The sequence below is a fragment of the Salinimonas marina genome (assembly GCF_015644725.1).
Taxonomy (GTDB): Bacteria; Pseudomonadota; Gammaproteobacteria; order Enterobacterales; family Alteromonadaceae; genus Alteromonas.
This window is the reverse complement of record NZ_CP064795.1, coordinates 2,423,321-2,447,617: the sequence shown is the minus strand read 5'-3', so window position 1 is coordinate 2,447,617 and position 24,297 is coordinate 2,423,321. Positions and strand designations below refer to the sequence as shown.

Annotated in this window: 23 protein-coding genes, 8 tRNA genes and 2 pseudogenes; 19 read left to right on the top strand and 14 right to left on the bottom strand. The window is 49.7% G+C overall.

From position 1 onward, the window contains the following. Positions 1-126 precede the first annotated feature (126 nt). The 3 genes from IT774_RS11000 to IT774_RS10990 form a co-directional block, all read right to left on the bottom strand. Positions 127-202: transfer RNA gene (locus IT774_RS11000), tRNA-Val, on the bottom strand. 25 nt (positions 203-227) lie between these two features. Further along, a tRNA-Val gene (locus IT774_RS10995) sits at positions 228-303 on the bottom strand. A 28-nt stretch (positions 304-331) separates the two neighbouring features. Further along, positions 332-407, bottom strand: a tRNA-Val gene (locus IT774_RS10990). A 256-nt stretch (positions 408-663) separates the two neighbouring features. Here IT774_RS10990 and gltX point away from each other — a divergent pair. The 7 genes from gltX to IT774_RS10955 all read left to right on the top strand — a co-directional run bounded on the left by gltX (position 664) and on the right by IT774_RS10955 (position 4,269). Continuing rightward, positions 664-2,073 (top strand): glutamate--tRNA ligase, encoded by a 1,410-nt coding sequence (gene gltX / locus IT774_RS10985; RefSeq protein ID WP_195809824.1) that lies wholly within the window; start codon positions 664-666, stop codon positions 2,071-2,073. A gap of 106 nt (positions 2,074-2,179) precedes the next feature. Further along, positions 2,180-2,255 (top strand) — tRNA-Ala (locus tag IT774_RS10980). A gap of 330 nt (positions 2,256-2,585) precedes the next feature. Further along, positions 2,586-2,661, top strand: a tRNA-Glu gene (locus IT774_RS10975). A 205-nt stretch (positions 2,662-2,866) separates the two neighbouring features. Continuing rightward, a tRNA-Glu gene (locus IT774_RS10970) sits at positions 2,867-2,942 on the top strand. A 206-nt stretch (positions 2,943-3,148) separates the two neighbouring features. Continuing rightward, positions 3,149-3,224, top strand: a tRNA-Glu gene (locus IT774_RS10965). 297 nt (positions 3,225-3,521) lie between these two features. Beyond that, a tRNA-Glu gene (locus IT774_RS10960) sits at positions 3,522-3,597 on the top strand. Between the two features lie 336 nt (positions 3,598-3,933). After that, positions 3,934-4,269 (top strand): hypothetical protein, encoded by a 336-nt coding sequence (locus IT774_RS10955; RefSeq protein ID WP_195809823.1) that lies wholly within the window; start codon positions 3,934-3,936, stop codon positions 4,267-4,269. Between the two features lie 292 nt (positions 4,270-4,561). Here the strand turns inward: IT774_RS10955 and IT774_RS10950 are convergent, their stop codons facing one another. Together IT774_RS10950 and IT774_RS17770 are read right to left on the bottom strand one after the other, a co-directional pair. Beyond that, positions 4,562-5,476: an energy transducer TonB gene (locus tag IT774_RS10950; RefSeq protein ID WP_195809822.1), complete on the bottom strand. Its 915-nt coding sequence runs from the start codon at positions 5,474-5,476 to the stop codon at positions 4,562-4,564. Positions 5,477-5,550: 74 nt separating this feature from the next. Continuing rightward, positions 5,551-5,679 (bottom strand): hypothetical protein, encoded by a 129-nt coding sequence (locus IT774_RS17770; protein ID WP_269749763.1) that lies wholly within the window; start codon positions 5,677-5,679, stop codon positions 5,551-5,553. A gap of 198 nt (positions 5,680-5,877) precedes the next feature. On the opposite strand from IT774_RS17770, the gene IT774_RS10945 reads away from it, so the two are divergent. The 7 genes from IT774_RS10945 (at position 5,878) to IT774_RS17890 (ending at position 11,080) form a co-directional block, all read left to right on the top strand. Further along, positions 5,878-6,792, top strand: a complete 915-nt coding sequence (locus tag IT774_RS10945; RefSeq protein ID WP_195809821.1) for a M14 family metallopeptidase — start codon at positions 5,878-5,880, stop codon at positions 6,790-6,792. A 67-nt stretch (positions 6,793-6,859) separates the two neighbouring features. Beyond that, a complete protein-coding gene (locus IT774_RS10940; RefSeq protein WP_195809820.1) occupies positions 6,860-7,030 on the top strand; it encodes a hypothetical protein in 171 nt (56 codons plus the stop codon). Position 7,031: 1 nt separating this feature from the next. Beyond that, positions 7,032-7,235, top strand: coding sequence for a DUF1289 domain-containing protein (locus IT774_RS10935; RefSeq protein ID WP_195809819.1), 204 nt, complete (start codon positions 7,032-7,034; stop codon positions 7,233-7,235). Positions 7,236-7,309: 74 nt separating this feature from the next. Continuing rightward, positions 7,310-8,260 carry a tRNA dihydrouridine(16) synthase DusC gene (gene dusC, locus IT774_RS10930; RefSeq protein ID WP_195809818.1) on the top strand — a complete coding sequence of 317 codons (951 nt, stop codon included), beginning with the start codon at positions 7,310-7,312 and terminating at the stop codon, positions 8,258-8,260. Between the two features lie 116 nt (positions 8,261-8,376). Further along, positions 8,377-9,801: an amidohydrolase gene (locus tag IT774_RS10925; protein ID WP_195809817.1), complete on the top strand. Its 1,425-nt coding sequence runs from the start codon at positions 8,377-8,379 to the stop codon at positions 9,799-9,801. Then, complete coding sequence (locus IT774_RS17895) at positions 9,798-10,463, top strand: hypothetical protein (RefSeq protein ID WP_332308841.1); 666 nt, start codon at positions 9,798-9,800, stop codon at positions 10,461-10,463. The genes IT774_RS10925 and IT774_RS17895 overlap by 4 nt, the downstream gene beginning before the upstream one ends. 29 nt (positions 10,464-10,492) lie before the next feature. Beyond that, a complete protein-coding gene (locus IT774_RS17890; protein ID WP_332308840.1) occupies positions 10,493-11,080 on the top strand; it encodes an amidohydrolase family protein in 588 nt (195 codons plus the stop codon). Between the two features lie 89 nt (positions 11,081-11,169). Here the strand turns inward: IT774_RS17890 and IT774_RS10915 are convergent, their stop codons facing one another. Beyond that, positions 11,170-11,847 (bottom strand): arylesterase, encoded by a 678-nt coding sequence (locus IT774_RS10915; protein ID WP_195809816.1) that lies wholly within the window; start codon positions 11,845-11,847, stop codon positions 11,170-11,172. A gap of 17 nt (positions 11,848-11,864) precedes the next feature. Between IT774_RS10915 and IT774_RS10910 the strand changes: the two genes are divergently transcribed. Together IT774_RS10910 and IT774_RS10905 are read left to right on the top strand one after the other, a co-directional pair. Continuing rightward, positions 11,865-12,572, top strand: coding sequence for an ABC transporter ATP-binding protein (locus tag IT774_RS10910; protein ID WP_195809815.1), 708 nt, complete (start codon positions 11,865-11,867; stop codon positions 12,570-12,572). After that, positions 12,565-15,090 carry an ABC transporter permease gene (locus IT774_RS10905; protein WP_195809814.1) on the top strand — a complete coding sequence of 842 codons (2,526 nt, stop codon included), beginning with the start codon at positions 12,565-12,567 and terminating at the stop codon, positions 15,088-15,090. Before IT774_RS10910 ends, IT774_RS10905 begins: the two co-directional genes overlap by 8 nt. 29 nt (positions 15,091-15,119) lie before the next feature. Here the strand turns inward: IT774_RS10905 and IT774_RS10900 are convergent, their stop codons facing one another. Further along, complete coding sequence (locus tag IT774_RS10900) at positions 15,120-16,025, bottom strand: TIGR01777 family oxidoreductase (protein WP_195809813.1); 906 nt, start codon at positions 16,023-16,025, stop codon at positions 15,120-15,122. A gap of 11 nt (positions 16,026-16,036) precedes the next feature. Continuing rightward, complete coding sequence (folX, locus tag IT774_RS10895) at positions 16,037-16,402, bottom strand: dihydroneopterin triphosphate 2'-epimerase (RefSeq protein WP_195809812.1); 366 nt, start codon at positions 16,400-16,402, stop codon at positions 16,037-16,039. Positions 16,403-16,507: 105 nt separating this feature from the next. Between folX and IT774_RS10890 the strand changes: the two are divergent. Next, positions 16,508-17,544, top strand: a pseudogene (locus IT774_RS10890) (AI-2E family transporter). Positions 17,545-17,584: 40 nt separating this feature from the next. Here IT774_RS10890 and IT774_RS17765 read toward each other — a convergent pair. The 3 genes and pseudogenes from IT774_RS17765 to IT774_RS10875 form a co-directional block, all read right to left on the bottom strand. Continuing rightward, positions 17,585-17,938, bottom strand: a pseudogene (locus IT774_RS17765) (ATP-binding protein); the annotation flags it as partial. 935 nt (positions 17,939-18,873) lie between these two features. Next, entirely contained in the window at positions 18,874-19,548 is a 675-nt protein-coding gene (locus IT774_RS10880; RefSeq protein WP_195809811.1) for a response regulator transcription factor, read from the bottom strand. Continuing rightward, the gene (locus IT774_RS10875) at positions 19,548-19,823 is read right to left on the bottom strand and encodes a PepSY domain-containing protein (protein WP_232365202.1); all 276 of its coding nucleotides are present in this window, start codon (positions 19,821-19,823) and stop codon (positions 19,548-19,550) included. The genes IT774_RS10880 and IT774_RS10875 overlap by 1 nt, the downstream gene beginning before the upstream one ends. A 291-nt stretch (positions 19,824-20,114) precedes the next feature. Between IT774_RS10875 and IT774_RS10870 the strand changes: the two genes are divergently transcribed. Beyond that, the gene (locus IT774_RS10870) at positions 20,115-20,579 is read left to right on the top strand and encodes a pyridoxamine 5'-phosphate oxidase family protein (protein WP_195809809.1); all 465 of its coding nucleotides are present in this window, start codon (positions 20,115-20,117) and stop codon (positions 20,577-20,579) included. A gap of 684 nt (positions 20,580-21,263) precedes the next feature. Continuing rightward, positions 21,264-21,755 (top strand): hypothetical protein, encoded by a 492-nt coding sequence (locus IT774_RS10865; protein ID WP_195809808.1) that lies wholly within the window; start codon positions 21,264-21,266, stop codon positions 21,753-21,755. 247 nt (positions 21,756-22,002) lie between these two features. Here the strand turns inward: IT774_RS10865 and IT774_RS10860 are convergent, their stop codons facing one another. Genes IT774_RS10860 through trpB form a run of 3 tightly spaced genes read right to left on the bottom strand, consistent with a single transcriptional unit; the run spans position 22,003 to position 24,296 of the window. Then, positions 22,003-22,302 (bottom strand): YciI family protein, encoded by a 300-nt coding sequence (locus IT774_RS10860; protein ID WP_195809807.1) that lies wholly within the window; start codon positions 22,300-22,302, stop codon positions 22,003-22,005. A 4-nt stretch (positions 22,303-22,306) separates the two neighbouring features. Continuing rightward, the gene (gene trpA, locus IT774_RS10855) at positions 22,307-23,116 is read right to left on the bottom strand and encodes a tryptophan synthase subunit alpha (protein ID WP_195809806.1); all 810 of its coding nucleotides are present in this window, start codon (positions 23,114-23,116) and stop codon (positions 22,307-22,309) included. Beyond that, entirely contained in the window at positions 23,109-24,296 is a 1,188-nt protein-coding gene (trpB, locus tag IT774_RS10850; RefSeq protein WP_195809805.1) for a tryptophan synthase subunit beta, read from the bottom strand. Before trpB ends, trpA begins: the two co-directional genes overlap by 8 nt. Between the last annotated feature and the right edge of the window lies 1 nt (position 24,297).

Here is a 24,297-nt window from a genome sequence, read left to right as displayed (position 1 = left end):
AAGAAGATATTAGTGAAAGCTTGGAAAGAGATGGTGGACGCTGCTGCGACTCGCCGCGAAGCGGTTGAAGCATTGAACGGTAGTCAGGTGTATATAAGAAGATATTAGTGAAAGCTTGGAAAGAGATGGTGGACGCTACTGGACTTGAACCAGTGACCCTCGCCTTGTAAGGGCGATGCTCTCCCAACTGAGCTAAGCGTCCATATTGTATTTGATTGCAGAAGAAGTGGTGGACGTTACTGGACTTGAACCAGTGACCCTCGCCTTGTAAGGGCGATGCTCTCCCAACTGAGCTAAACGTCCGCAATCAAATTTTACTGACAAATCAAAGTGGTGGACGTTACTGGACTTGAACCAGTGACCCTCGCCTTGTAAGGGCGATGCTCTCCCAACTGAGCTAAACGTCCTTTGATTTGTCTTTGCCGTCTTGGGCAAGTGGGGCGGTATTATAGAGTCGCATTGAAAAGAGTCAACAACAAAATATCACTAAAATGTTTGTTTGCACAAAAAAGCATCTTTCTAGGTTTTTTTGTTTGTTTTTGAATCAATTCAGGCTATTGAAGCCCCATAACAGGGGTAGGATAAGGCCAATGTTTTGCAGTTGCCAGAACACTGATAGAATACGGGCCACTATTTTTACCTATTCATTTATAGAGAGTTGATATGTCGGTTGTTACCAGATTTGCTCCAAGTCCTACGGGTTACCTGCACGTAGGCGGCGCCAGAACTGCGCTTTATTCATGGCTTTACGCAAAAAGCCAGGGCGGGGAGTTTGTACTTCGTATAGAAGACACCGATATTGAGCGGTCTACCGAAGAAGCTAAGCAGGCTATTTTAGATGGTATGCAGTGGTTGGGGCTGTCGTGGGACAAAGGGCCGTACCTGCAAACCGAGCGGTTTGACCGTTATAAAGAACTGATTAACCAGCTGCTGGATGAAGGCAAAGCGTATAAATGCTTTATGACCAGCGAAGAGCTTGACCAGATTCGTGAAGAGCAAAAAGCGCGTGGGGAAAAGCCTCGTTATCCGGGTACCTGGCGCGATCGCACCGACCATCCTAAAGACGCACCTTATGCAATCCGCTTTAAGAACCCGTTAGAAGGTACAGTGGTTATTCACGACCATATTCGTGGAAAAATTGAGATCAGTAATACCGAGCTTGACGATCTGGTTATTCAGCGCAGCGATGGCACCCCCACTTACAACTTTTGTGTGGTGGTAGATGACTGGGATATGGGCATCACCCATGTGGTGCGTGGCGAAGACCATATTAATAACACACCACGCCAGATTAATATCTTAGAAGCATTAGGCGCGCCGGTACCTTATTACGCCCACGTGTCGATGATTTTGGGAGACGACGGTAAAAAACTGTCAAAGCGTCATGGCGCGGTAAGTGTTATGCAGTATCGTGATGATGGCTTTTTGCCCCAGGCAGTGTTGAATTACCTGGTTCGTCTTGGTTGGGCCCACGGCGATCAGGAAATCTTCTCCCTCAGTGAAATGATTGAACACTTCAGCCTTGATGCTATTGGCCAGTCTGCCTCTGCTTTTAATACTGAAAAGCTTATATGGCTGAACCAGCATTATATGAAAACCATGCCGGTGAGCGAGGTAGCAGCATTTGCCAAGTGGCATTTTGCAGAACAGGGCATCGACCTTAATGGCGGCCCAACCCTTGAAAATGTAGTGGCGATTCAGGCAGACCGGGTAAAGACACTCAAAGAAATGGCACAGATAAGCCGCTACTTTTATGAAGACTTTGCAGAGTTTGACGAAAAGGCCGCAAAAAAACATCTTCGCCCCGTGGCCAAAGAGCCATTGCTTGCGGTTAAAGCTAAACTCATGACAATAAATAGCTGGACCCCGGAAAATATTCAGGCTGCTATTAATGATACTGCCGAAGAATTAGAGGTTGGCATGGGTAAAATTGGTATGCCGCTTCGCGTAGCGGTCACCGGCGGAGGGAACTCACCGTCTCTGGATGTAACCCTAAATCTCCTTTCAAAGCATAAAGTTGAGCAAAGAATCGACAAAGCGGTTACTTTTATATCAAACAGAGAAAATTCTTAGTTTTTCTCAAAAAAACCGTTGACAGGGCAGTGGGGTATGCCTAGAATGCGCCCCGCTGTCACGGAACAACACGCACAAATGCAGGTGTGTTGGGAATGTGAAAGACGGGGCCATAGCTCAGCTGGGAGAGCGCTTGCATGGCATGCAAGAGGTCGGCGGTTCGATCCCGCCTGGCTCCACCAAATTCCAATCATGAGTCTTCGACTTGTGACCGCAAAGATAACGTCTTTGCAGATTCTTAGGTTAAGGTCGCTCATCACATAAATGTGATTCGCCTTACAAAAAATCTCGAAAGCTTGCTTTTGAGGTAGACCAGAGGTGAGATTCCTCAGGACTAGAATCATTCAGTAAGAGTAAGGTCGCTCAGTTCGCTGACTCACTTCACCTTACTGAAAATCTAAAGAAGCACGGTTTCTTTATTTAAGCTGTTCTTAGGTTAAGGTCGCTCATCACATAAATGTGATTCGCCTTACAAAAAATCTCGAAAGCTTGCTTTCGAAAGAAGATTTTTTGTCCCCTTCGTCTAGAGGCCTAGGACACCGCCCTTTCACGGCGGTAACAGGGGTTCGAATCCCCTAGGGGACGCCATTTTTAAAAGAGAAGCGACGCTTCTTTATGCAACACTTCTTAGGTTAAGGTCGCTCATCACATAAATGTGATTCGCCTTACTGAAAAATAGGCCGGAAGTTAACGCTTTCGTGGCAGAATAAATGTAGAGTAAGGTCGCTCGGTTCGCCGGCTCACCTCGCCCTACAGAAATTTAAAGAAGCGAAGCTTCTTTATCCAAATTTCTGTCCCCTTCGTCTAGAGGCCTAGGACACCGCCCTTTCACGGCGGTAACAGGGGTTCGAATCCCCTAGGGGACGCCATTTTTAAAAAAGAAGCAACGCTTCTTTATGCAACACTTCTTAGGTTAAGGTCGCTCATCACATAAATGTGATTCGCCTTACTGAAAAAACAGGCCGGAAGTTAACGCTTTCGTGGCAGAATAAATGTAGAGTAAGGTCGCTCGGTTCGCCGGCTCACCTCGCCCTACAGAAATTTAAAGAAGCGAAGCTTCTTTATCCAAATTTCTGTCCCCTTCGTCTAGAGGCCTAGGACACCGCCCTTTCACGGCGGTAACAGGGGTTCGAATCCCCTAGGGGACGCCATTTTTAAAAAGAAGCAACGCTTCTTAGGTTAAGGTCGCTCATCACATAAATGTGATTCGCCTTACAAAAAATCTCGAAAGCTTGCTTTTGGGGTAGGTCAGAGGTGAGATTCCTCAGGACTAGAATCATTCAGTAAGAGTAAGGTTGCTCAGTTCGCTGGCTCACTTCACCTTACTGAAAATCTAAAGAAGCACGGTTTCTTTATTTAAGCTGTTCTTAGGTTAAGGTCGCTCATCATATAAATGTGATTCGCCTTACAAAAAATCTCGAAAGCTTGCTTTCGAAAGAAGATTTTTTGTCCCCTTCGTCTAGAGGCCTAGGACACCGCCCTTTCACGGCGGTAACAGGGGTTCGAATCCCCTAGGGGACGCCATATATTAAAACCAGCCATTCGGCTGGTTTTTTTGTATCCGCAGGTCAGGATTCTGGGATCTTTATTATATTTGCCAGACCATTGCCCAGCTTAGAATTAGCCAGCAGTCCTTTTTACCACGAAAAAATTGCTCACTTCATTGCGCAATTAGGGTAGGTAACTACCCTGTTTTTGAAAAGAATTTTAGTTTTACACATCCAACTGACCTTTTTTACCGTACCTTACCTCACTTGCATACAAGCCTGATAAACGTAAAACTTTAAATTCAGATAACGAGTACTTAAAAGTGGTACAGCATATGCTTAATATACATTGTATTTTATCTTGGAGGATGTCATGACTAAATTTCATAAAATAATCGCCCTGTCTGCAATCGTGTTCGCCATCACAGGTTGTGATGTTGATAAGACAGAAAAAGGCGAGATGCCAGAAGTGGAAGCGGAAGGCGGAGAAATGCCTGAGTATGAGGTAGAGAAAACAGAAGATGGCGAGATGCCAGATGTTGATGTTGAAGGCGGTGAAATGCCTGAATATGACGTGGACACTGCTGATGTTGATGTGGAGACTGAGAAAGAAACGGTAGAAGTACCAGAGATCGATGTTGAAACTGAAAAAGAAACAGTAGAAGTTCCAGAAGTTGATGTTGATATGCCAGAAGACGACGACAAATAAACGTCTGTAGCTATCATTAAAAACGGCGCAGTATTGCGCCGTTTTTGTATTTGAACCCTTGTATTTGAACCCTTATATTTGAACCCTTGTATCTGAACGCGGGTATCAAAATCTGATTATCTTAACTGCAACGATGGGGCAGTATTGAACATCCATAGTCGCAGAGGCGGAGTCACTTCCTCAGTAGTGGTCAGTTTTTGCGAGGCGGGAACAGGCCTCAATTGTTACTTTCAAAAGACGTTAAATCCCGCGTTACCATTACCAATAAACCGATAATCGCCGCTATCCGTGCTTAGTGTTCCAATTTAAAATCCATCTGAAGATTAATTCGCTCAGAGTCAACAGGTTGTCCATCTGCAAACTGCGGCGCATAGCGCCATTGCTCAACCGCCAGCAGCGCATTCTTGCCAAATCCCGGATAACCATCTACTTTCTCTACTTTTACATCTTCAACCATACCCTGGCTGTTCACGATAAACGAAAGATAGGCACTGCCTTCTTTTTCTCGGCGGACCGCCGTCATCGGATATTGTGGATTTACCCGATATATAGGCTCAGGCTGTTGAGAAGGATCCCATGGCTTCATTTCTCCGATAGCACGACAATGCTTTGTAGCGGCTTCAGAGTCTCCATCTTTTTCAAATAGTGCCACCAGTCTGGCATGCGTAATAAGTTTTAATGGATGTGTGAACTCTGTCTCATTATCAAAACCGGCTACAATCGATTCATAGGCTTGTACGGCATCCTGTTTTTTATTCGCCAGTTCGTAAGCCTTACCCAAAAAAAAGCGTGTTTGCAGGGTGCGGGCATCATTTTCATCCCACTGGCTCGAAACCACTTTATCGGCTTCTTTGTAAAAGTTGATCACGTTGTGTGTACTGGTGGCCAGCATAGGCGCCCTAACCAGTGCCTGGGCGGCTTCGGCGTAAAAATGCGCTTTTGCTTCACCCGCCAGGGAGGGAAGTTCGTCAGCGTCTTCCACCAGCCGGGTTGCTACTTTTTGAGACAAGTCCCTTGCTGGCTTGCCGAGTTCCGTGACATGAGGGTAAAGATAATTGATTACATCAATATATAAATACAGCGTATCGATGTGGCTATCGCCATAATGCACCCGATAATTATCGACCACTTCTTGGTAATGCACTAATGCCGGCTCAAGTTGTTCGGCTTCCATCAATACATTGGCCAGTGAATACCTAAGCTTCATAGCCTGTTCACTGTCTTCACCAAACTTTTGCTCACCCAGCTTCCAGCTTTCATGCGCCAGCTTTGCACTTGTGGCTAAATCTTTTTTTTGTATGCCGTCTGAAAGGCCTGATAGGTATCGGTAAACTCATCGGCCACGGCCTGGGAGGTTGGCTGAAAAGCGATAAGCGTCGCCAAAGTAAGTAACGAAACAGCTGGCTTCATAGTGTGCAATCTCCATTTGCTGGGTAAAGAGAAGGCAAACTAGCACAGATAAAATTCACTGGCTAACCGACTTTTTCTGCCAGGCAACGCTTAATCTGTAAAAAATAAATGACGATTAATGTAAAAAAAGTGGCGCTCAACTGAAGCCAACTGGCGGCTATGTTAGTATTTACTCTTTTTGTAACAAAGAGTGGAACTATGCAGTCTTATTCCATTGGGGAACCTGGCAAACCCTGGAACGATGAACACAAGGCCCAGTGGCTGGCCGGGCAATCTGTTCAGCGCAGCTACAACGATGAGGTTTTAGCAAAATTACCCACCGATATGAAAGGCTTTTCAGTGGTTCAGTATGGTGCATTGCCCTACGATGAAGCACGCTATCCTTTACATGCCATTATCAGTGAACCCATGTCCCAAACCAAACCTACGGTCCTGGTTACCGGTGGTGTCCATGGTTATGAAACCAGTGGCGTGCAAGGCGCACTGCATTTCATAAATAACGAAATGGCGCTGTATGCTTCACGGTTTAACATTGTGGTGGTGCCGTGTATCAGCCCGTGGGGATATGAAACGATCAACCGCTGGGATCCGCTGGCATTGGATCCAAACCGGTCTTTTTATAACGATAGCCCGGCGCCCGAAGCCGCGCAAATCATGGCATTTTTAGCCTCGCTGGATACCACTTTCCTGGCGCATATTGATTTGCATGAAACCACCGACACCGACAACAGTGAGTTTCGTCCGGCCCTGGCGGCTCGGGAAGGCACGGTAAATCACAACTGGAATATCCCCGATGGCTTTTATACCGTGGCGGATGCTCAAAAGCCGCAACTGGAGTTTCAAAAAGCGGTAGTGGAAGCGGTCAGTCATGTTACGCATATAGCGCCAGCCGACGACAAAGGTTGTCTTATTGGCGAGCCGATGCAAAGTGAAGGTGTTATCTGTTACGACAAGAAAAAGCTTCATCTTTGTGGCGGAATGACGGATGCGCCGTATGTTACTACCACTGAAGTATACCCGGATAGCCCGAACGCGACCCCTGAGGTATGCAATAGGGCACAGGTTGCGGCTATTTGTGGGGCATTGGACTTCATTTTAGCAGCAAATATTTAAATAGACGTTTGCACGTTTAGACGTCTAAATGTATATTAAGGACCTGGTTTAACACAGGTCCTTTTTTGTGTCTGAATATCACGGGTTAATCTATACCGGCACGACTCAGCAGTGGGTAACCCTGCTGGCAAGCTCGCCATCGCATTTTGAACAACAGTTACAGGCCCGTTTCGGGGTATTTGTATGTGTTTGGTTTGAGTGTGCCCGACCTCAGCAGCAGTCAGCGGTAAATCAGTAAAATGACAATAGAAAATCGTCTTCAGCAGGCAGTTCCTGCCACCTCGCCCTGTATCGGTATGTGCAAGCTTAATACAGAGGCAGTGTGTCTGGGATGCCAGCGCACCCTCAATCAGATACAGGCCTGGCCCACCATGACCGAGCAGCAGCGTATCGAGGCGACCCAAGCGTGCCTTAGGCTCTTACAGAGCGCTACCGACAATTAAGTTTAATGGTCTCAGGACCGTCAGTTTGCTACACTTTCGCCCCCGAATTTAAGATACAGCTGTCCGTATTAATTATGAAAGTCATGTTGGCCCCGATGGAAGGGGTGGTAGACCACCTGATGCGCGAAATGCTCACCGAAGTGGGCGGTTTTGATTTGTGCGTAACCGAATTCATTCGGGTGGTAGATCAAAAGCTGCCGCCGAAAATTTTCTATCGTTTGTGCCCCGAGCTTCAAAATGATGGTAAAACAAAAGCCGGGGTGCCGGTTCGGGTGCAACTGTTAGGTCAACATCCTCAGTGGCTGGCTGAAAATGCTCAGACCGCGGTAGATCTCGGCTCCCCCGGTGTGGACCTTAATTTTGGCTGTCCGGCTAAAACGGTAAATAAAAGCAAGGGCGGAGCGGTACTGCTAAAAGAAACACAGGCGTTGTACGACATTGTCAGTAATGTACGCCAGGCAGTGTCTGATGAGCTGCCGGTAACGGCTAAAATTCGTCTGGGCTTTGAAGATAAATCCCTGGCAATTGACAATGCCATTGCCATCGAGCAAGCCGGGGCAACCCAGCTGGTGGTGCATGCCCGGACCAAGACCGAAGGCTATCGTCCGCCGGCCTACTGGGACTGGATTGCCCGTATCCGGGAACATATCTCAATCCCGGTTATCGCCAACGGCGAGATCTGGAGCGCCGAAGACGCGCAGCGCTGTCAGCAACAGTCAGCCTGTACCGACCTGATGATCGGGCGCGGCGCCCTGGCTTTGCCAAATCTGGCACGTTGCATAAAGCAACACGAAGCGCCAATGGCGTGGCCGGAACTGGCCGGTTTGCTAATAAAATATTCCGGTTATGAAATCTATGGGGATAAAGGCCGTTATTATCCAAATCGGATAAAACAGTGGTGTGGTTATTTAAAACGTCAGTATCCCCAGGCCGAGTTACTGTTTAATGATATCCGCCGGCTTAACAAGGCCGAGGATATTGTAAAAGTGCTGCGCCGCCAGTCCTCGCAAGAGTACGTCGCTTAGTCTCAAGTGTGCTTCATTTTGAAATCTGCTTCCAGTAGCGTTAACGTGGTGTAAAAACATCACAATAACAATACGAATAAGCTCATTATTCTCAACTTGAAGGTATTACAAAGCCTATGGCACACACACGCTCGCGTTTAACCCTGGCGCTGGCCTGTCTGGTTCCGTTTGTTATTTCTGGGTGTCAGTCTACCCAGAAGAACAACACCGACAGTTCAGCCACCAACAAGGTCAGTCTCGACACCAATCCTTACCCCAGCACTTACACCCCCATTTCCGGTCAGCCCACGGTCATCACCAATGTCACCATTCTGGATGGGGCCGGTAAGCGCATCGATAATGGCATGGTGTATTTTGCTGAAGGCAAGGTACAGGCCGTAGGCAAGAACCTTGATTACCCGAATGATGTGCAGGTTATTGACGGCGCCGGTAAATGGGTCACGCCGGGAATTATCGATAACCACAGCCACCTTGGGGTGTATCCCTCTCCGTCTATCGGCTCCCTGGCTGATGGTAACGAAATGGTCAAGCCCGTCACCCCGGGGGTATGGGTAGAGCACTCGGTATGGCCCCAGGATGCAGGTTTTGGCCGGGCGCTGGCAGGAGGCGTTACCTCCCTGCAGATTTTGCCTGGTTCAGGAAACCTGTTTGGCGGGCGTTCTGTGGTGCTGAAAAATGTGCCCAACCGCTCCATGCAGGATATGAAATTCCCTGATGCCCCTTACGGCATGAAAATGGCCTGTGGTGAAAACCCCAAACGGGTGTATGGCAAAAAGGGTGGCCCCATGACCCGCATGGGAAATGTCAGAGGCTATCGTCAGGCCTGGTCTGATGCCCAGGATTATATGGCCAAATGGGACAAGTACGAGCGCGACTTTGAGGCCGGCAAAAATCCGATCCCCCCTAAGCGCGATCTTGATCTTGAAACCATGGCAGGGGTGCTCAAAGGCGACATTCTGGTGCACATGCATTGCTATCGGGCCGATGAAATGGTCACCATGATGGATATGATGCAGGAATTTGATTACCAGATAAGCTCTTTCCACCATGCAGTCGAGTCCTACAAAATTGCCGATCGTCTCAAACAGAATAATGTCTGCTCTTCAATGTGGGCTGATTGGTGGGGCTTTAAGATGGAAGCCTATGATGGCATCCGTGAAAATATCCCGATGGTAGAGGCCGCCGGGGCTTGTGCCATTGTTCATTCAGACAGTGAGTTGGGCATACAGCGACTCAATCAGGAAGCCGCTAAAGCCTGGTCTGATGGTAAGCGCGCAGGTATCGATATCAGCATGGCCGATGCCTGGACCTGGTTGTCGGCGAATCCCGCCAAATCTATGGGCATTTACGATAAAACGGGGTCGCTGGAATCTGGCAAAAACGCCGACCTGGTGCTTTGGAACGGCAACCCGTTTTCAACCTACACCAAAGCCGAAAAGGTGTATATTGACGGCGGTCTGGTTTTTGATCTGAACGATCCGGCGATGCAGCCGGTGAGTGATTTTGAGATGGGCCAACAGGCTGAAGGAGAAGCACAATGAAAAAATTAATGATTGCTGCGTTGGTTTCTGCCGCTTACTGCTCTTCAGCACTGGCCGCCAATATCGCTATTGTCGGCGGTAAAGTGTATACCCAGACTGAGCAGGGCGTGATTGAAAACGGTACGGTATTGATAAAGGACGGCAAAATCGAACAGGTTTCAGCTAATGCTGAGGTACCTTCAGATTACGAGCAGGTGGATGCCAGTGGCAAAGTGGTCACGCCTGGTCTGGTCGGCGCTATGACGTCTTTAGGGCTGGTTGAGGTGGCTTCCTGGGCGGGCATTAACGATGCGTCTGTAGAGAATGCCCGTATCTCCAATACCGGCGCCGCCTTTGATGTGAGCTATGCGATAAACCCGGACTCAACTCTGATGGATGTGTCGCGAATTGAAGGGGTAACCTCAGCAGCCACCACCTTGTCGTACACCGACTACCTATTTCATGGCCAGGGTAGCATTATCTCGGTAGGGGCTGATGCACCACTTATAAAGCCCCGGGCATTTATGGTGCTGGATGTAAGTGCTAATGCAGCAAAAGAAGCCGGCGGCTCGCGCTCAGCATTGTGGGTAACCTTGCAGCAGCTGTTTGATGAAGCTAAAGCGATTGGCAATATCCCACGCCGGGAGATACCTGGCAGGGCCTTAACACCCGCGCTGATCTGAAAGTACTTAAAAAGGTGCTCTCTGGCGAGATGCCATTGATAATGGAAGCCAACAGAAAGTCCGATATTTTGCAGGTGGTGGCGTTTAAAGAGCGCTATCCTCAGACAAATATTGTCTTGATGGGGGCGGCCCAGGGCTGGCGCGTGGCGGAGCAACTGGCCCAGGCAAACATCGCGGTTATCGTCAATCCGGAGATGAACCTGCCAGAGAGCTTCGATGCGCTGGGGGCCTCCATGGAAAATGCTGCACGTCTGGAGTCCGCCGGGGTGACGGTCGCCATCGGTATGGAGACACATAATATTCGTCTGGCCACCCAGCATGCCGGTAATGCTGTGGCCAATGGCTTATCTCATGAAGCAGCGCTGGCCAGTCTGACCAGCAATCCGGCGCGTATTTTTGGGGTGCAGGAGACGGTGGGTAGCTTACGTACAGGCGCCCGGGCAGATGTGGTTATCTGGAGCGGCGATCCGCTGGAAGTCACCGAGTACGCTGAACAGGTGTTTGTCGATGGTGAAGCGGTTGATATGCGCAGTCGTCAAACAGACCTGCGGGATCGTTACCTTAACCATCAGCGTGATGGCAGTATGCCTCCGCAGTATATTCCCGGCAGTCGTTAACACCATTCAGGAACACGAAAACCCGGCGGATAAAAAACCTGAAGCGATGATCGCTTCAGGTTTTTTTTGGTCAGCTGAAAATCAGGCGGTTACCGGGTAGCGCCATCCAGAATCAGCGGTTTCAATTTGTTATCCATATATTCTGCGATCAGCGGCTGCGCTTCTTTATTTGGATGAATACCGTCTTTTTGCATTAAATCTTTGTTAAGGGCTACCGATTTTAAGAAGAAGGGCACCAATGCCACATTGTTCTTTTCTGCGACTTCGTCAAACGCATCGGCAAACAATGTGGTATAACGGCTACCATAATTTGAGGGAATTTCCATGTCCTGCAAAATGACCGTGGCGCCGGCCTCCTGAGATAAACGAATCATTTTATTCAGATTGGTTTTCAGTTTGCCCACCGGGTGTCCCTGCAACCCGTCGTTGCCGCCAAGCTCTATCAATACGTGGCTGGGCTCATGTTGCTCCAGCAGTCTTGGCAGTCGCGCTAAACCTCCATCAGAGGTTTCGCCGCTTATCGCAGCATTTATCACATCGATCCGATGTGCTTCATCGGCCCATAAATTCTGCAACAAACTTACCCAGCCCTCATGCTGTTGCAGGCCGTAGCCTGCGCTTAAACTATCACCCACTACCAGCAGTGTTTTAGACTGAGTTTGCGCCTGCGAGGTTGAAGCAAGAGATTGATCTGCCAACAGTAAAAAGGGTAAAAATAGCAATGCGACAAAAAACTGTCGAAAACCAGGAGAATATTGAATGAACACGACTGCGGTGACTCCTTATGATTAAAACCAGCAAGATAACCAAACAGGTTACTACGAATGAAGGTCAGCTGGAGATTCTTCAACCCATTTCTTTTGAAGTCAAGTCAGGAGAGTCTGTTGCCATCGTGGGTGCGTCAGGTTCCGGTAAATCCACCTTACTGGGGCTGCTGGCCGGGCTGGATGAAGTTTCCTCAGGAGAAATTTTTCTGGATGCCGAACCGCTCCACGATATGGATGAAGAGCAGCGTGCTCAATTACGCGGCGCTAAAGTAGGCTTTATCTTCCAAAGTTTTATGCTGGTGCAAAGTTTAACTGCGTTGGAAAATGTGATGTTACCGGCGCAAATTGCCGGCGCTAAAAATGCCCGTAAGCAGGCCAGTGATATTCTTGAACAGGTGGGGCTGGGCCACCGCGGGTCCCATTATCCTAATCAGCTTTCCGGCGGCGAGCAGCAGCGGGTCGCGATTGCCCGGGCGTTTATCGGGCAGCCCAAGATTTTATTTGCCGACGAACCCACCGGGAATCTGGACGCGGCCAATAGCGAAAAAATTGAAAAACTGTTGTTCGCCCTTAATCACGACTCAGGAACGACCCTCATACTGGTTACCCATGACGAAGAGCTGGCACGTCACTGCGATCGCCAGCTGGTGATGCAAGCCGGTCAGTTAACCGAGCCTGCTGCCCACACCCAGGCGCAGTCAGCCATGGATGCGGCCCATGGGTAATGCCACCAAACTGGCCTGGCGACTGTTTAAGCACGAGGCCCGCCGGGGCGAACTAACCATCATCTTAGCGGCAATCATTTTGTCGGTGGCGGCGGTATTGTCATTGTCCTTGTTCAGTGAGCGCTTACAGGGCGCGCTGACGGAGCGCTCTGCGTCGTTTCTGGCCGCCGACCGCCAGCTACGGGCGCGCCAGCCATTAGACGAAAAGTGGATCGAGCAGGCCCGGGCCAGTGATATTGCCACCTCCAGCCAGGTACAACTGCGCTCCATGGTGTTTGGCGAGGAAGCCATGTCGCTGGCTGACCTGCGCGCGGTAGACAGTAACTACCCCCTTAAAGGCGCGATTACGGTGGCAGAAACCCCGTTTGGTGAGCAGCGACAAATCAATGAAGTGCCCGAACCCGGTAATGCCTGGATTGATTCACGCCTGTTTCAGTTACTGGGCATCGAGCCGGGCGGAACGATTGAGATTGGCGATGCCAGTTTTACCGTAAGCCGGGTACTGGATGATGTCCCCGATGCGGGCTTTTCATTGTTCAGCACCGATCCACTGGTGCTGATACGCCAGAGTGACCTGGCCAGCGCCAATGTTACAGGTCCCGGGAGCCGGGTAACGTATAAAGCCTATTTTGCCGGCGACAATGCTCAGCTCAGTGATTTTTATGACTGGTTGCGGCCAAGGCTGGACGATGAAATTCATCGCTGGCAGTCGGTGGAAGATGACAGCTCACCGATTGGCCGCTCGGTGGCCCGCGCCGGACAGTATTTCTTACTGGCCAGCTTGCTGGCCATTGTGTTGGCCGCGGTATCTATTGCGGTAGCGGCCCAGCGTTACTCGCAGCGTCATTTTGATCCCGTGGCTATTATGAAAACGCTGGGGGCCAGCCGCAGTATGATTCGCAAGGTCTACACCCTGCAAATTTTCTTTATCGCCACCCTGGGTATTATCATTGGTATTGCCGCCGGGGTAGCGATACAGCAGGCTGTGGTGAGCGCCCTGGCGGGCAAAGTCGAGGTGAGTCTGGCCGTGTGGCACTGGCGACCGGTGATCATTGCCGTATTTACCGGGGTGGTATGTGCGGTGTTATTTTCGATGTACCCGCTATTGCGGCTGTTCTCTATTCCACCGCTTAGGGTGTTGCGTCGGGAAATGGACTCTGACTTAAGCTCACGAACATTACAGTTCGCCGTCTCCGGTCTGGCGGTATTTTTGCTGATGTGGGCCTACAGTCAGAATCTTAAAATCAGCGCCATCTTGTTTGTTTCCGGGGTGGTGCTGGTCGCGGCGCTCATTCTGGTTACGGTGGGTCTGATCTACGTAGGTCGAAAGTTTGCCTCTAACAAAATGGGGCCCTGGCAACTGGCCTGGGCACGCATTTCGCGGCGGGCAATGGACAATAGTGTGCAGTTGATCAGTTTCTCCATCACGATTATGTTGCTGCTGATTGTGCTGGTGATGCGTAACGATATGATTGCCCAATGGCAGGCGCAGTTACCCCAGGGCACGCCTAATTATTTTTTAATTAACATCACTCAGCAGCAAAAGCCGGAACTGAATAAGCACTTTGCCGATAATGAGGTGGAGATTGGCCATTTTTATCCGGTCGTTCGGGGCCGGTTTGTGTCGGTGAATGATGAAAAAGTAAATACCGAGGTCACCAAAGAAGATAAACCTGAAGATGAACGGGGCCGGGATGGTTTGGGACGGGAAGCCAATCTGACCTGGAGCAATACCCTGCAAAACCAAAACCGTATTGTCCAAGGAACCTGGCATGGGAATCGGCAGACCGAAACGGCCCGGGATGAGTTTGCTGTCTCTGTGGAAAGCGAGGTCGCTGACAGGCTTGATATCGAACTGCAGGACCTGCTGACCTTCAATATCGGCTCAGAGGTGGTGAAAGCCCGGGTCACCAGTTTTCGTGAAGTTAACTGGCAAAGTATGCAGCCTAACTTTTTCTTTGTGCTGTCTCCGGCCGCCATGCAGGAATACACCCCTACCTATATCACCAGCTTTTACCTGCCCACCGCGAAAAAAGCCGGCTTAACTCAGCTATTGGCACCATTTCCGTCGGTGACTCTGTTTGATGTGGATGCACGCATTAACCAGCTTCGCGGTATTGTGGAGCAGGTGTCGCTGGCGGTAGAGTTTATCCTTATTCTGGTGCTGGTGGCCGGTTCGCTGGTGTTAATTGCCCAGGTGCAGGCGAGCATGGATGAGCGTCAGCAGGAGCTGGCAATTTTACGAACCTTGGGCGCCAAAGGGCGGCTGATTCGGGCCAGCGTGGTGTATGAGTTTGTGATCATCGGGGTGGTGGCCGGGTTTATGGCGGCGCTTGCCAACGAGTTAAGTCTTTACCTGTTGCAAACACAGCTATTTAATATGACAGCCTCGTTACACGTGTGGTACTGGCTAATAGCCCCGGTGGTGGGCGCAATAGTGGTCGGCGCCCTGGGCGCAGTAGGGTGCTGGCGGCTGCTCACTTTGAACACCAGCCAGCTGTTGCGTAAAATAATGTGATAAAGCAGGATAGGCCTTTGCCCGGCAATTTAGGTTAAGGCTGATCCCAGCTCTTGTTCCAGAGCCTGGCGCAATTGCGGATACTCAAAACTAAAGCCCGCTTCGGTTAACCTGGCGGGCAGCACGTTTTGGCCGGTTAGCAGCATATCGGCGGCATCACCCATGGCCAGCTGTAACACCATGCCAGGTACGGTAAATATCGCCGGGCGATGCAGCACCGAAGCCAACGTATCGGTGAAGGTTTTGTTGGTTACCGGTTCAGGCGCCGTCAGATTAAACGGGCCTTCGCACTCTTCATGTTCCAGTAAAAACACAATGCCGCTAACCATGTCATCGACGTGGATCCAGGAAAAAAACTGCTCGCCGTCACTGATTTTGCCTCCCAGCCCCAGCTTAAAGGGCAAAGTCATTTTTCCCAGCGCACCTTCATCTTTTGCCATCACTACGCCGGTTCGCATGACACAAACCCGGGTAACGTGGTTGGCATCCAGGGCCAGTTTCTCCCATTTTCGACATACCGTATGGGTAAATTCCTCGCTCACCTGGTGTTCATCTTCGGTAACAATACTTTGCCCCTGTCGACCATAGTAGCCAATCGCGGAGCCGGACAAGAAGACCCCAGGCGGGTTACTACAGCTGGTAAACCGGCTGGTCAGCTCCCGGGTGATGTCCCAGCGGCTGTTACATATCCGCTTACGTTGCGCGTCGGTCCAGCGTTTATCGGCAATGGGTTCCCCGGCCAGATTGATAACCGCATCAAACTGACCAAAGTCTTCGATTTGCGATAATTTGGAGATCAACGTTACCGAGTCGGGCAGCAGACGGGCCGCTTTTTCCTGATCGCGGGTAAGCACCGTATAGCGATGCTGCTCACTGGTACGCTTGATAAGGCGCCGGCCAATAGTGCCGGTGCCGCCGGTGATAAGTATCTGCACGGTGAATCCTTTTAAGGTTGGGTACACGACAATGTCAGCGACACCGAGTCGGCAAAACGCAGGGCATGAGGTTTATCTATCTCGACCTCTGCAAAGCTGACCGACGGATGTCTGGCTGCAATGGTCAGTACATCTGAAGCAAGTTTTTCCAGCAAGAAATAGCGGTTATCCTCCACCAGTTTTATGATAGCTTTGGTGACCGTTTTGTAGTTCAGGGCATCGCCCATATTGTCTGTACTGGAAGCCTGATGTGCATCGTAATGGATGATGACATTCACAATCACATCCTGTTTGTTTTGTACCTCTTCTTCATTAATGCCGATATAGGTGCGCAAGCGCAGATTTTTAATTTTTATTATGGCCTGATTTAATGTCATGAAAATTCTCGTATTCGGACAATAAAATATAGAATAATAGACACGCACGCCGTATCCGCAAGGAGTGGTATCATTTGTACTTGCTAACTGAGCTAATTGATTATTATGGAACTAAAATCGCCTACTGCCAAAGCCCTTATTGTGCTGGCAAGTCTGGTTGTGGTACTGGCAGGCATTAAAGCCGCCTCGGCTATCATGGTCCCTTTCTTTTTATCTGGCTTTATCGCTATTGCCTGTAGCCCCTGATTAACTGGGCGTCCCGCCATCGTATCCCCAAGTGGTTATCGGTGACGCTGGTGATCAGTTTAATTGTGGTGTTTGGGTTTCTGCTGGCCGGGCTGGTGGGTCAGTCGCTTGCCGAATTCAGACAAAATTTGCCTGACTACCGATTAAAACTGGCCAGCGAATTTGACTGGATCATTACCCGGCTGGCCTCACTAGGCATAGATTTCAATCGTGAACTGATTACCTCCCATCTGGATCCAGGCATGGCGATGTCGCTGGCCACTAACTTCTTGTCAGGCATGGGTGGGGTGTTATCCAACCTGTTTCTGATTCTGCTGACGGTGATTTTTATGTTGTTCGAAGCTGACAGCATTCCGTCACGCTTACATATTGCATTAGCTGACCCGGATATGAAAATGCAACATGTTGACCGCTTCATCAAATCAGTGAACAGCTACCTGGCTATTAAAACGGTTGTTAGTCTGGCAACCGGACTGGTCATCGGGGTGGTGCTTTACCTGATGCAGATTGACCACTTCTTGTTGTGGGCCGTGCTGGCCTTTATGCTTAATTATATTCCCAATATCGGCTCTATAATTGCGGCACTGCCGGCGGTGCTGATTGCCTTTGTGCAATACGGCTTTGCGTCGGCCGGGCTGGTGGCATTAATCTTCATGCTGGTAAATACGGTAATGGGGAATCTGATTGAGCCACGCCTGATGGGTCGTGGGATGGGTTTGTCGACCCTGGTGGTATTTCTGTCGTTGATTTTCTGGGGCTGGCTGCTGGGAACCGTTGGGATGCTGCTGTCGGTGCCTTTGACCATGGTGGTGAAAATAGCATTGGAGTCTCGGACCGAAAGTCAGTGGCTGGCGGTGTTGTTATCCTCGGCCGGGGAAAGCAAGCCCCGGGTTTAGCGCGCCGAAGGATAGGGCAGTCGGATACGAATGCCCGCCCTTTTAACTCGCTGGTAAATACTTCCAGACGGCCCTGATAAATGGCGACCAGGTCACTGACCACCGCCATCCCGATGCCCTGGCCCTCGGTGTAGGTGTCAAGGCGTGCGCCGCGTTCCAACAGCCGCGTCCGGTTTTCACTGCCAATGCCCGGGCCGTCATCCTCTACACATAAGATCAGATAATGGTCAGTGGTCGAGCCGCTGAGTCTGACCTGTTGGCGGGCCGCTTTACAGGCGTTATCCAATAAGTTGCCAAGCATTTCAAACAGGTCGGTTTCATCGCCGTAAAACTTAGCCTCGGTAGGCAGGTGCTGGTCAATAATCAAATCTTTGTCACGATAGACTTTTTGCATGGCGTGGGTCAGTTTGTCAAAAATCGGCGCCACGGACACCGCCTGTTGCCAGCCAGACTGCCCGGCTGCGGCCCGTTTAAGTTGTCGCTGTATTAACGAGTCTACCTGAAGTAATGCGTCACGGGCGTCCTCAGGCAAATTATGGGTGCCAAGCGCAACCGCCAAGGGGGTTTTCAGACTGTGGGCCAGATCGCCCAGACTATTTTTATAGCGCAGGCGCTGCTGTTCCTCGGTTTGTAACAAATGATTGATACTGGTTTGCAGGCCGGCGAATTCGCTTGGGTAACTGTCGTAAAGCGCGGTTTGGCGGCCCTTACTGGTGCGGCGTATCTCTTCAATTAATTTTCGCACCGGGTTTAATACCACCCTGATACCGGCCAGCCACAACAACAATAAACCAATGCTCAACAATAATAATCCCTGCCAGACAGTAGTCAGAAAGGTGGTCCGCTCTGCATTAAAGGCGTGACGATTATTGAAAATATAAAAGTGTACCGGTTCAAAGTTCTGGCTACCGGCAAACTCGGCGGTAAAGCCGTACATAAAATAGGCGGCATCCGTGTTGTCAGCGGCACGATAATGGGTTGTAAAAACCTCTTCGCCGACCTTTGGAATCGGTGAGGGCGCCACCATATCCGTATGTAATGCCGAGGCAGACTGCCAAACCATACGCTGCTGATAGACCACCATTCCTACATAGCCAGAATCCGGCAGGTTGAGTTGCTCCTCATGCAGCATCTCTGGCATAACGGCCTCATCACCATCAAGCTCAAAGGCCGATACCAGTGACAGATTCATCAGTTTGAGTTCGTTTAGTTTGGCCTGAGTCAGGCTACGTGTATAGGCTTCATCAAGAATAAAAACGGTAACCGGAATAAATACTGCCAGGGCCAGCAGGGCCGCCAGGGCGCTGCGTAACTTTAAAGACCACCGTTTCACAAATTACGGCTCAGCCGGTAACCGCGACCTCGCAGGGTTTCGATAGGCTTTAGTTGTCCTTCCGGATCCAGCTTTTTACGCAAGCGGCCGATAAAAACCTCTATCACATTGCTGTCCAGGTCAAAATCCTGGTCGTAGATATGCTCAGTCAGTTCGGTCTTGGAAACCACCTTTTGCGGATTCATCATCAGATATTCCATGACCTTGTACTCATAGGCGGTCAGTTCCAGGCGTCGCTGATAGATAGTCAGCTCTTCGGTAACGGTGTCCAACGTCAGCGGACCATGCTCCACCACTGGGTTTGCCTGTCCTGAGGCTCGGCGAATCAGAGCTTTGACCCGGGCCAGTAATTCTTCATTATGAAATGGTTTGGTCAGGTAATCATCCGCCCCGGCATCCAACCCTTCGACTTTTTCCTGCCACCGGTCCCGGGCGGTCAGTATCAGGATGGGGCAACCTATATTTTGCTGGCGGGCGCGGCGGATGACTTCAAATCCATCGATCTGTGGCAAGCCAATATCGATAATCGCCACATCATAAGGGTATTCCTGAATAAGGTAGAGCGCATCCTTGCCGTTATCGGCTAAATCGACACTGTAGCCGTGTTGTTGCAGCAATGCATCGAGCTGGGTGAGCAAACGACTGTCGTCTTCTGTAACAAGAATGCGCATTAGCGATCATTATCCTTGGTTTTGGAGGCTTGGCGGACCTGACCCGAACGTTTATCGACATCGACCGAGACTACCCGCCCGGACTTTTTCAGTACTTTTACCCGGTACTTTCCTGAACTCTGATCTACCCGAAGTACCCGGCCTTTTACCCGCTGCTGCGCCTTGGCGGCAGCCTGCGACCGGTCAATTGTCTGGGGCTGGCTTTTTTGTTGTGCCGAAACAGGCGTGCTTATTATCAGGACACTACAAAATAGCAGCCCTATCACGCTACGCATATTCATGATGATGTTGAACCTGTATGTGCCACAACCATGGACTCTAATTTACTGTTTTTACCCTGTAATTACCATACACCGGAGACCTGAACTGTGCCTGAATAATTTTTTCAAATTATCGGAACAAGTTACTGACGGTAAACCTTAACTAACCTTAATTTTAGTGCAAAATTATGAAAATTAAGAGTATTTTTGGTGATTTCATGCTGGCATACAGTCTGCACCCTGTTAACTACTGAAGATAAACGGCAGCGATAAAGTTTTTATCTGCCCCGACTAAGGAGCGAGTGTATGTCTGAAGATATTCGTACCAAAATGTGGAAAGCCATGGCTGACAGTCCCAATGTAATGGTGTCATTGTGTGAAAATAATGAACATGGTGAGCCGATGCGCGCCCAGCTCGACAAAGAAGCCAACAGTGAATTCTGGTTTTACACCACCAAATCCAATCGTATTGCGCCAGGTGGAAAAGCGATGGTGCAATTTTCCAGCAAAGGTCACGATGTTTTCGCGTGTATCCGCGGCACTTTAGTGGCAGAAACCCGCCAGGAAATTATCGATAAATACTGGTCAAAGCCGGTTGCAGCCTGGTATGAAAAAGGTAAGGAAGATCCGTCTCTGCTGATGCTGCGCTTTGACCTGGATGATGCCGAAATTTGGGAAGCTGACCCGGGTATCAAGGGTATGTACAAAATGATGACCGGCAAGGACATCGAGCCCGAAGAAATGGGTAAACATGATCAGGTAAACCTGTAATCCCCCGGCATTAGCAACCTGCGCTTGAAATTGACGCCGAACATGGTAAATCAATGTTCGGCGTTTTTTTGTGTCTGAACAGATTACCAGTATAAAACTATTCAAAACCTTATCTACGCTGGCAACTTATCAGAGCCTGCAACAATAGAAACGGCTGGCCTTGAAGATAATTTTGCCAATGGCTGCCTAAACGGCTAACTTAATCAGTGTCACATTAACCATCCTGTTAAAAGGTTAATTGAAATAAATAAAACCTTTTAAAACCGGTCGGGTTTAAGCGAAGTGTTTAGAAATAGCAAACCTGAAAGATAATGGGCAAAGGGCATTCCTATCAAATACCTTGCAATCAAAGTTGCTGCAGTCGCGACCCTTATCGGGTTACTGGCATTTGTTCTGAGCTGGTGTTTTTATGACTATTGGGGCGGGCCTGTGCCCGGCTACAGAATATTTTTATTTGCGGGTAATTTTGCTCTGGCCTATATCTGGCATCCGCTGTTTACCGAAGAAATAGGCCTTTATACTAAGCTCGGGCTTATTCTGATAAGCCAGTTTATACTCTTCGCCGCTACGCTAGCAGGGTTTCAGCTATTGCAACGGCAATACCGCAGGCGCGTTTTTGCCCGCAAGAAACACGGCGAATAACAGCAAACTAAGTCAGTAACACAATTCAAAAGGATTTCAGGGATGAGTATTGAATTAACCTTGCGCTACACCGAGGATGAGTATCTTTGTTCTGATAAAGAGAGAATGGCACAGATTCCTTATAAAGCGCTTCATACCTATGCGCCACTGGGGGTATTTTTTATCAGCGCTTTTACCCTGTTTCAGTTTGCTGCAATGGCCTCCTGGTGGGGCACGGCAATGCTTGTGGTGGTGGGAAGTTATTCGCTGTTGTGTCTGGCAGAGGAATGGATCTCGCCAAAACTAGCGCTAATGTGCGCTCGCAAAACCAAATTAAATGATACGTACCAGTTTTCTATCGACCGGCAGGGCTGTAGGCGTACGTCAAAACAGGGATTATTGGTAGCCCCCTGGTCTGAGTTTGTATCAATAGAGTTCTATCCAAGAAATGTTTTTTTCAATCTAAAAAGAGGTTCTATAGTGATACCTCTATCCAGGCTGAGTGAATCGCAGCTCAAGGAGCTGAAAGGGTATGTGCAGAGCAGTACGAATTGATTAGCCATCTTTGTTTAGCTGAAAACGTGTGAAATCACATGGCTCCGCAAGCTCCTATGATAACTGCGCTTTGATAACAAATTATGGATAATAAGTATCAGATAATTAAAGTCATTTTGCTCGCAGGGATTATCTATCTACATAATGAAGCCAATTTGATCAAAGGCTGGACGCACGATTAAGGCCAATGGCAATAAAAACGGCCCCTTTAGGGCCGTTTGGACTTTGGATTAGCGTAAGGAAGATCTTATGGCAGAACTTTTTTATAGGGTTTTACCATCACATCCGCATACACCCCGGCCGCTACGTAGGGATCTTGCCCGGCCCATTGTTCAGCCGCCTCTAATGTCTCGAACTCAGCGACCACCAGCGAACCGGTAAATCCGGCCGGGCCGGGGTCAGGCGAATCGATGGCGGGAAACGGCCCGGCCAGAATCAACCGGCCATCATCCTTTAGTGCCTGCAAACGTGCTAAATGCTCAGGGCGTGCCGCCAGTCGCTGCTCCAGTGTATCCGGAGCATCGGTAGCGCAAATCATATAAAGCATAGGCTTAGTCCTTTTGGGTGGCCGCTTTCATAGTGCCCACAAAGGTATCCAGCTGTCTCAGCATGGCCGCAGTATCATCCAGATTCTGAGCAATGATATTGACCGTCGCCGAGCCTGAGATGGCGCCGGCCGCCCCTGCAACAATGGCGGCTTTTACCTGGTCGGGTTTCGAAATACCGAAGCCCAGTAAGGGGGGGGCGCAGCGATACTGACTGAGTTTTTCCACCAGCTCTGCAGCGGGTATTTCGGCCGCAGTTTCGGCGCCGGTTACGCCCGCGCGTCCCAGCAGGTATGTATACCCGGAAGAATGCTCACCAATCAGGGCCATAGTTTCATCGGACGCATTGGGCGGAGCAATCAGAATTTGCTTTATGCCCGACTGCCTGGCAGCCGCCAGAAATGGGGTGGCTTCACGCAGCGGTACATCGGCAATTAAAATAGAATCTATGCCGGCCTTACTGGCGCGCTGATAAAAAGTGTCAAGGCCGGCCCTCATCACCAGGTTGCTGTACAGCAACAAACCGATGGGAATGTCAGGGTATTTCTGACGAACCCGACTTAATAGCTCAAAGCACTGGGCAGTCGTCACGTTACTTTGCCGGGCTCGGATACTGGCGGCCTGAATGGTAGGTCCGTCGGCGATGGGATCTGAGTAAGGCAGGCCAAGCTCTAATGCATCCGCGCCGCTATCAATCAACTGACAGATGATTTTTTCCGAAGTTTCAAGACACGGATCGCCTACTGTTACAAAAGGAACAAACGCACCGGCATTATCGGCTTCCAGCCGCTTGAACATATCACCATATCTATCCATTAAACTCATCTCCCAGAATCTCTGTCACTACACCAATGTCTTTATCGCCACGGCCTGACAGATTTACCACCAAAATCGTATCATCTTCTGCTTCATCCGCCATATTCAGGGCATGAGCAAGGGCGTGAGCTGACTCCAGCGCTGGAATAATCCCTTCCTTGCGAGCCAGCAGTTTGAAGGCATTTAGCGCCTCTTCGTCGGTCACCGACACATATTCAGCGCGCCCGGCATCGGCCAGAAATGCGTGTTGCGGGCCTACCGCCGGATAGTCCAGACCGGCTGATACCGAGTAGCTTTCTTCAATCTGACCTTCTTTATCCTGCATAATGTAAGTGTATGAGCCATGCAAAATACCCTTAGAGCCGGTACAAATTGTGGCACCGTGTTCTTTGGTATGCAGGCCTTTACCCGCTGGCTCAACCCCAATCAGGCGAACATCTTCTTCATCAATAAAGTCGGCAAACATACCTATGGCATTGGAGCCGCCACCCACACAGGCAATAACTGCATCAGGTAAACGTTGTTCTTTTTCCATAATCTGCGCCCGGGTTTCTTCACCAATCATACGGTGAAATTCGCGTACAATATGGGGAAACGGGTGCGGGCCAGCGGCTGTACCTAACAGATAATGCGCCTTATCATAGTTTGCAGACCAGTCACGCATAGCTTCATTTACCGCATCTTTCAAGGTGCCGGACCCGGCACTCACCGGAATAACCTCGGCGCCCATCAAGCGCATTCTGAATACATTGGGGGCCTGACGCTCAATATCTTTTGCGCCCATATAAATACGGGCTTTTAAGCCCAGCAAGGCACAGGCCAGCGCGGTCGCGGTACCATGCTGGCCGGCGCCGGTTTCAGCAATCACTTCGGTTTTGCCCATGCGCTTTGTTAATAGTGCCTGACCCAGCACCTGATTGGTTTTATGGGCTCCGCCGTGGAGTAAATCTTCACGCTTCAAATACAGCTTAACCTTTGGGTTACTCACCAGATTACGGGTTAATGTCATTGCTGTGGGGCGCCCGGCATAATCTTTTAGCAGGCTTAAAAATTCTTCCTGAAATTCAGGATCGTCTTTGGCATCGACAAACGCCGCCTCCAGCTGGTCCAGCGCAGGTATAAGTAACTCGGGCACATACATGCCGCCGAAATCACCAAATTTTGCATTTAACTGATTCATG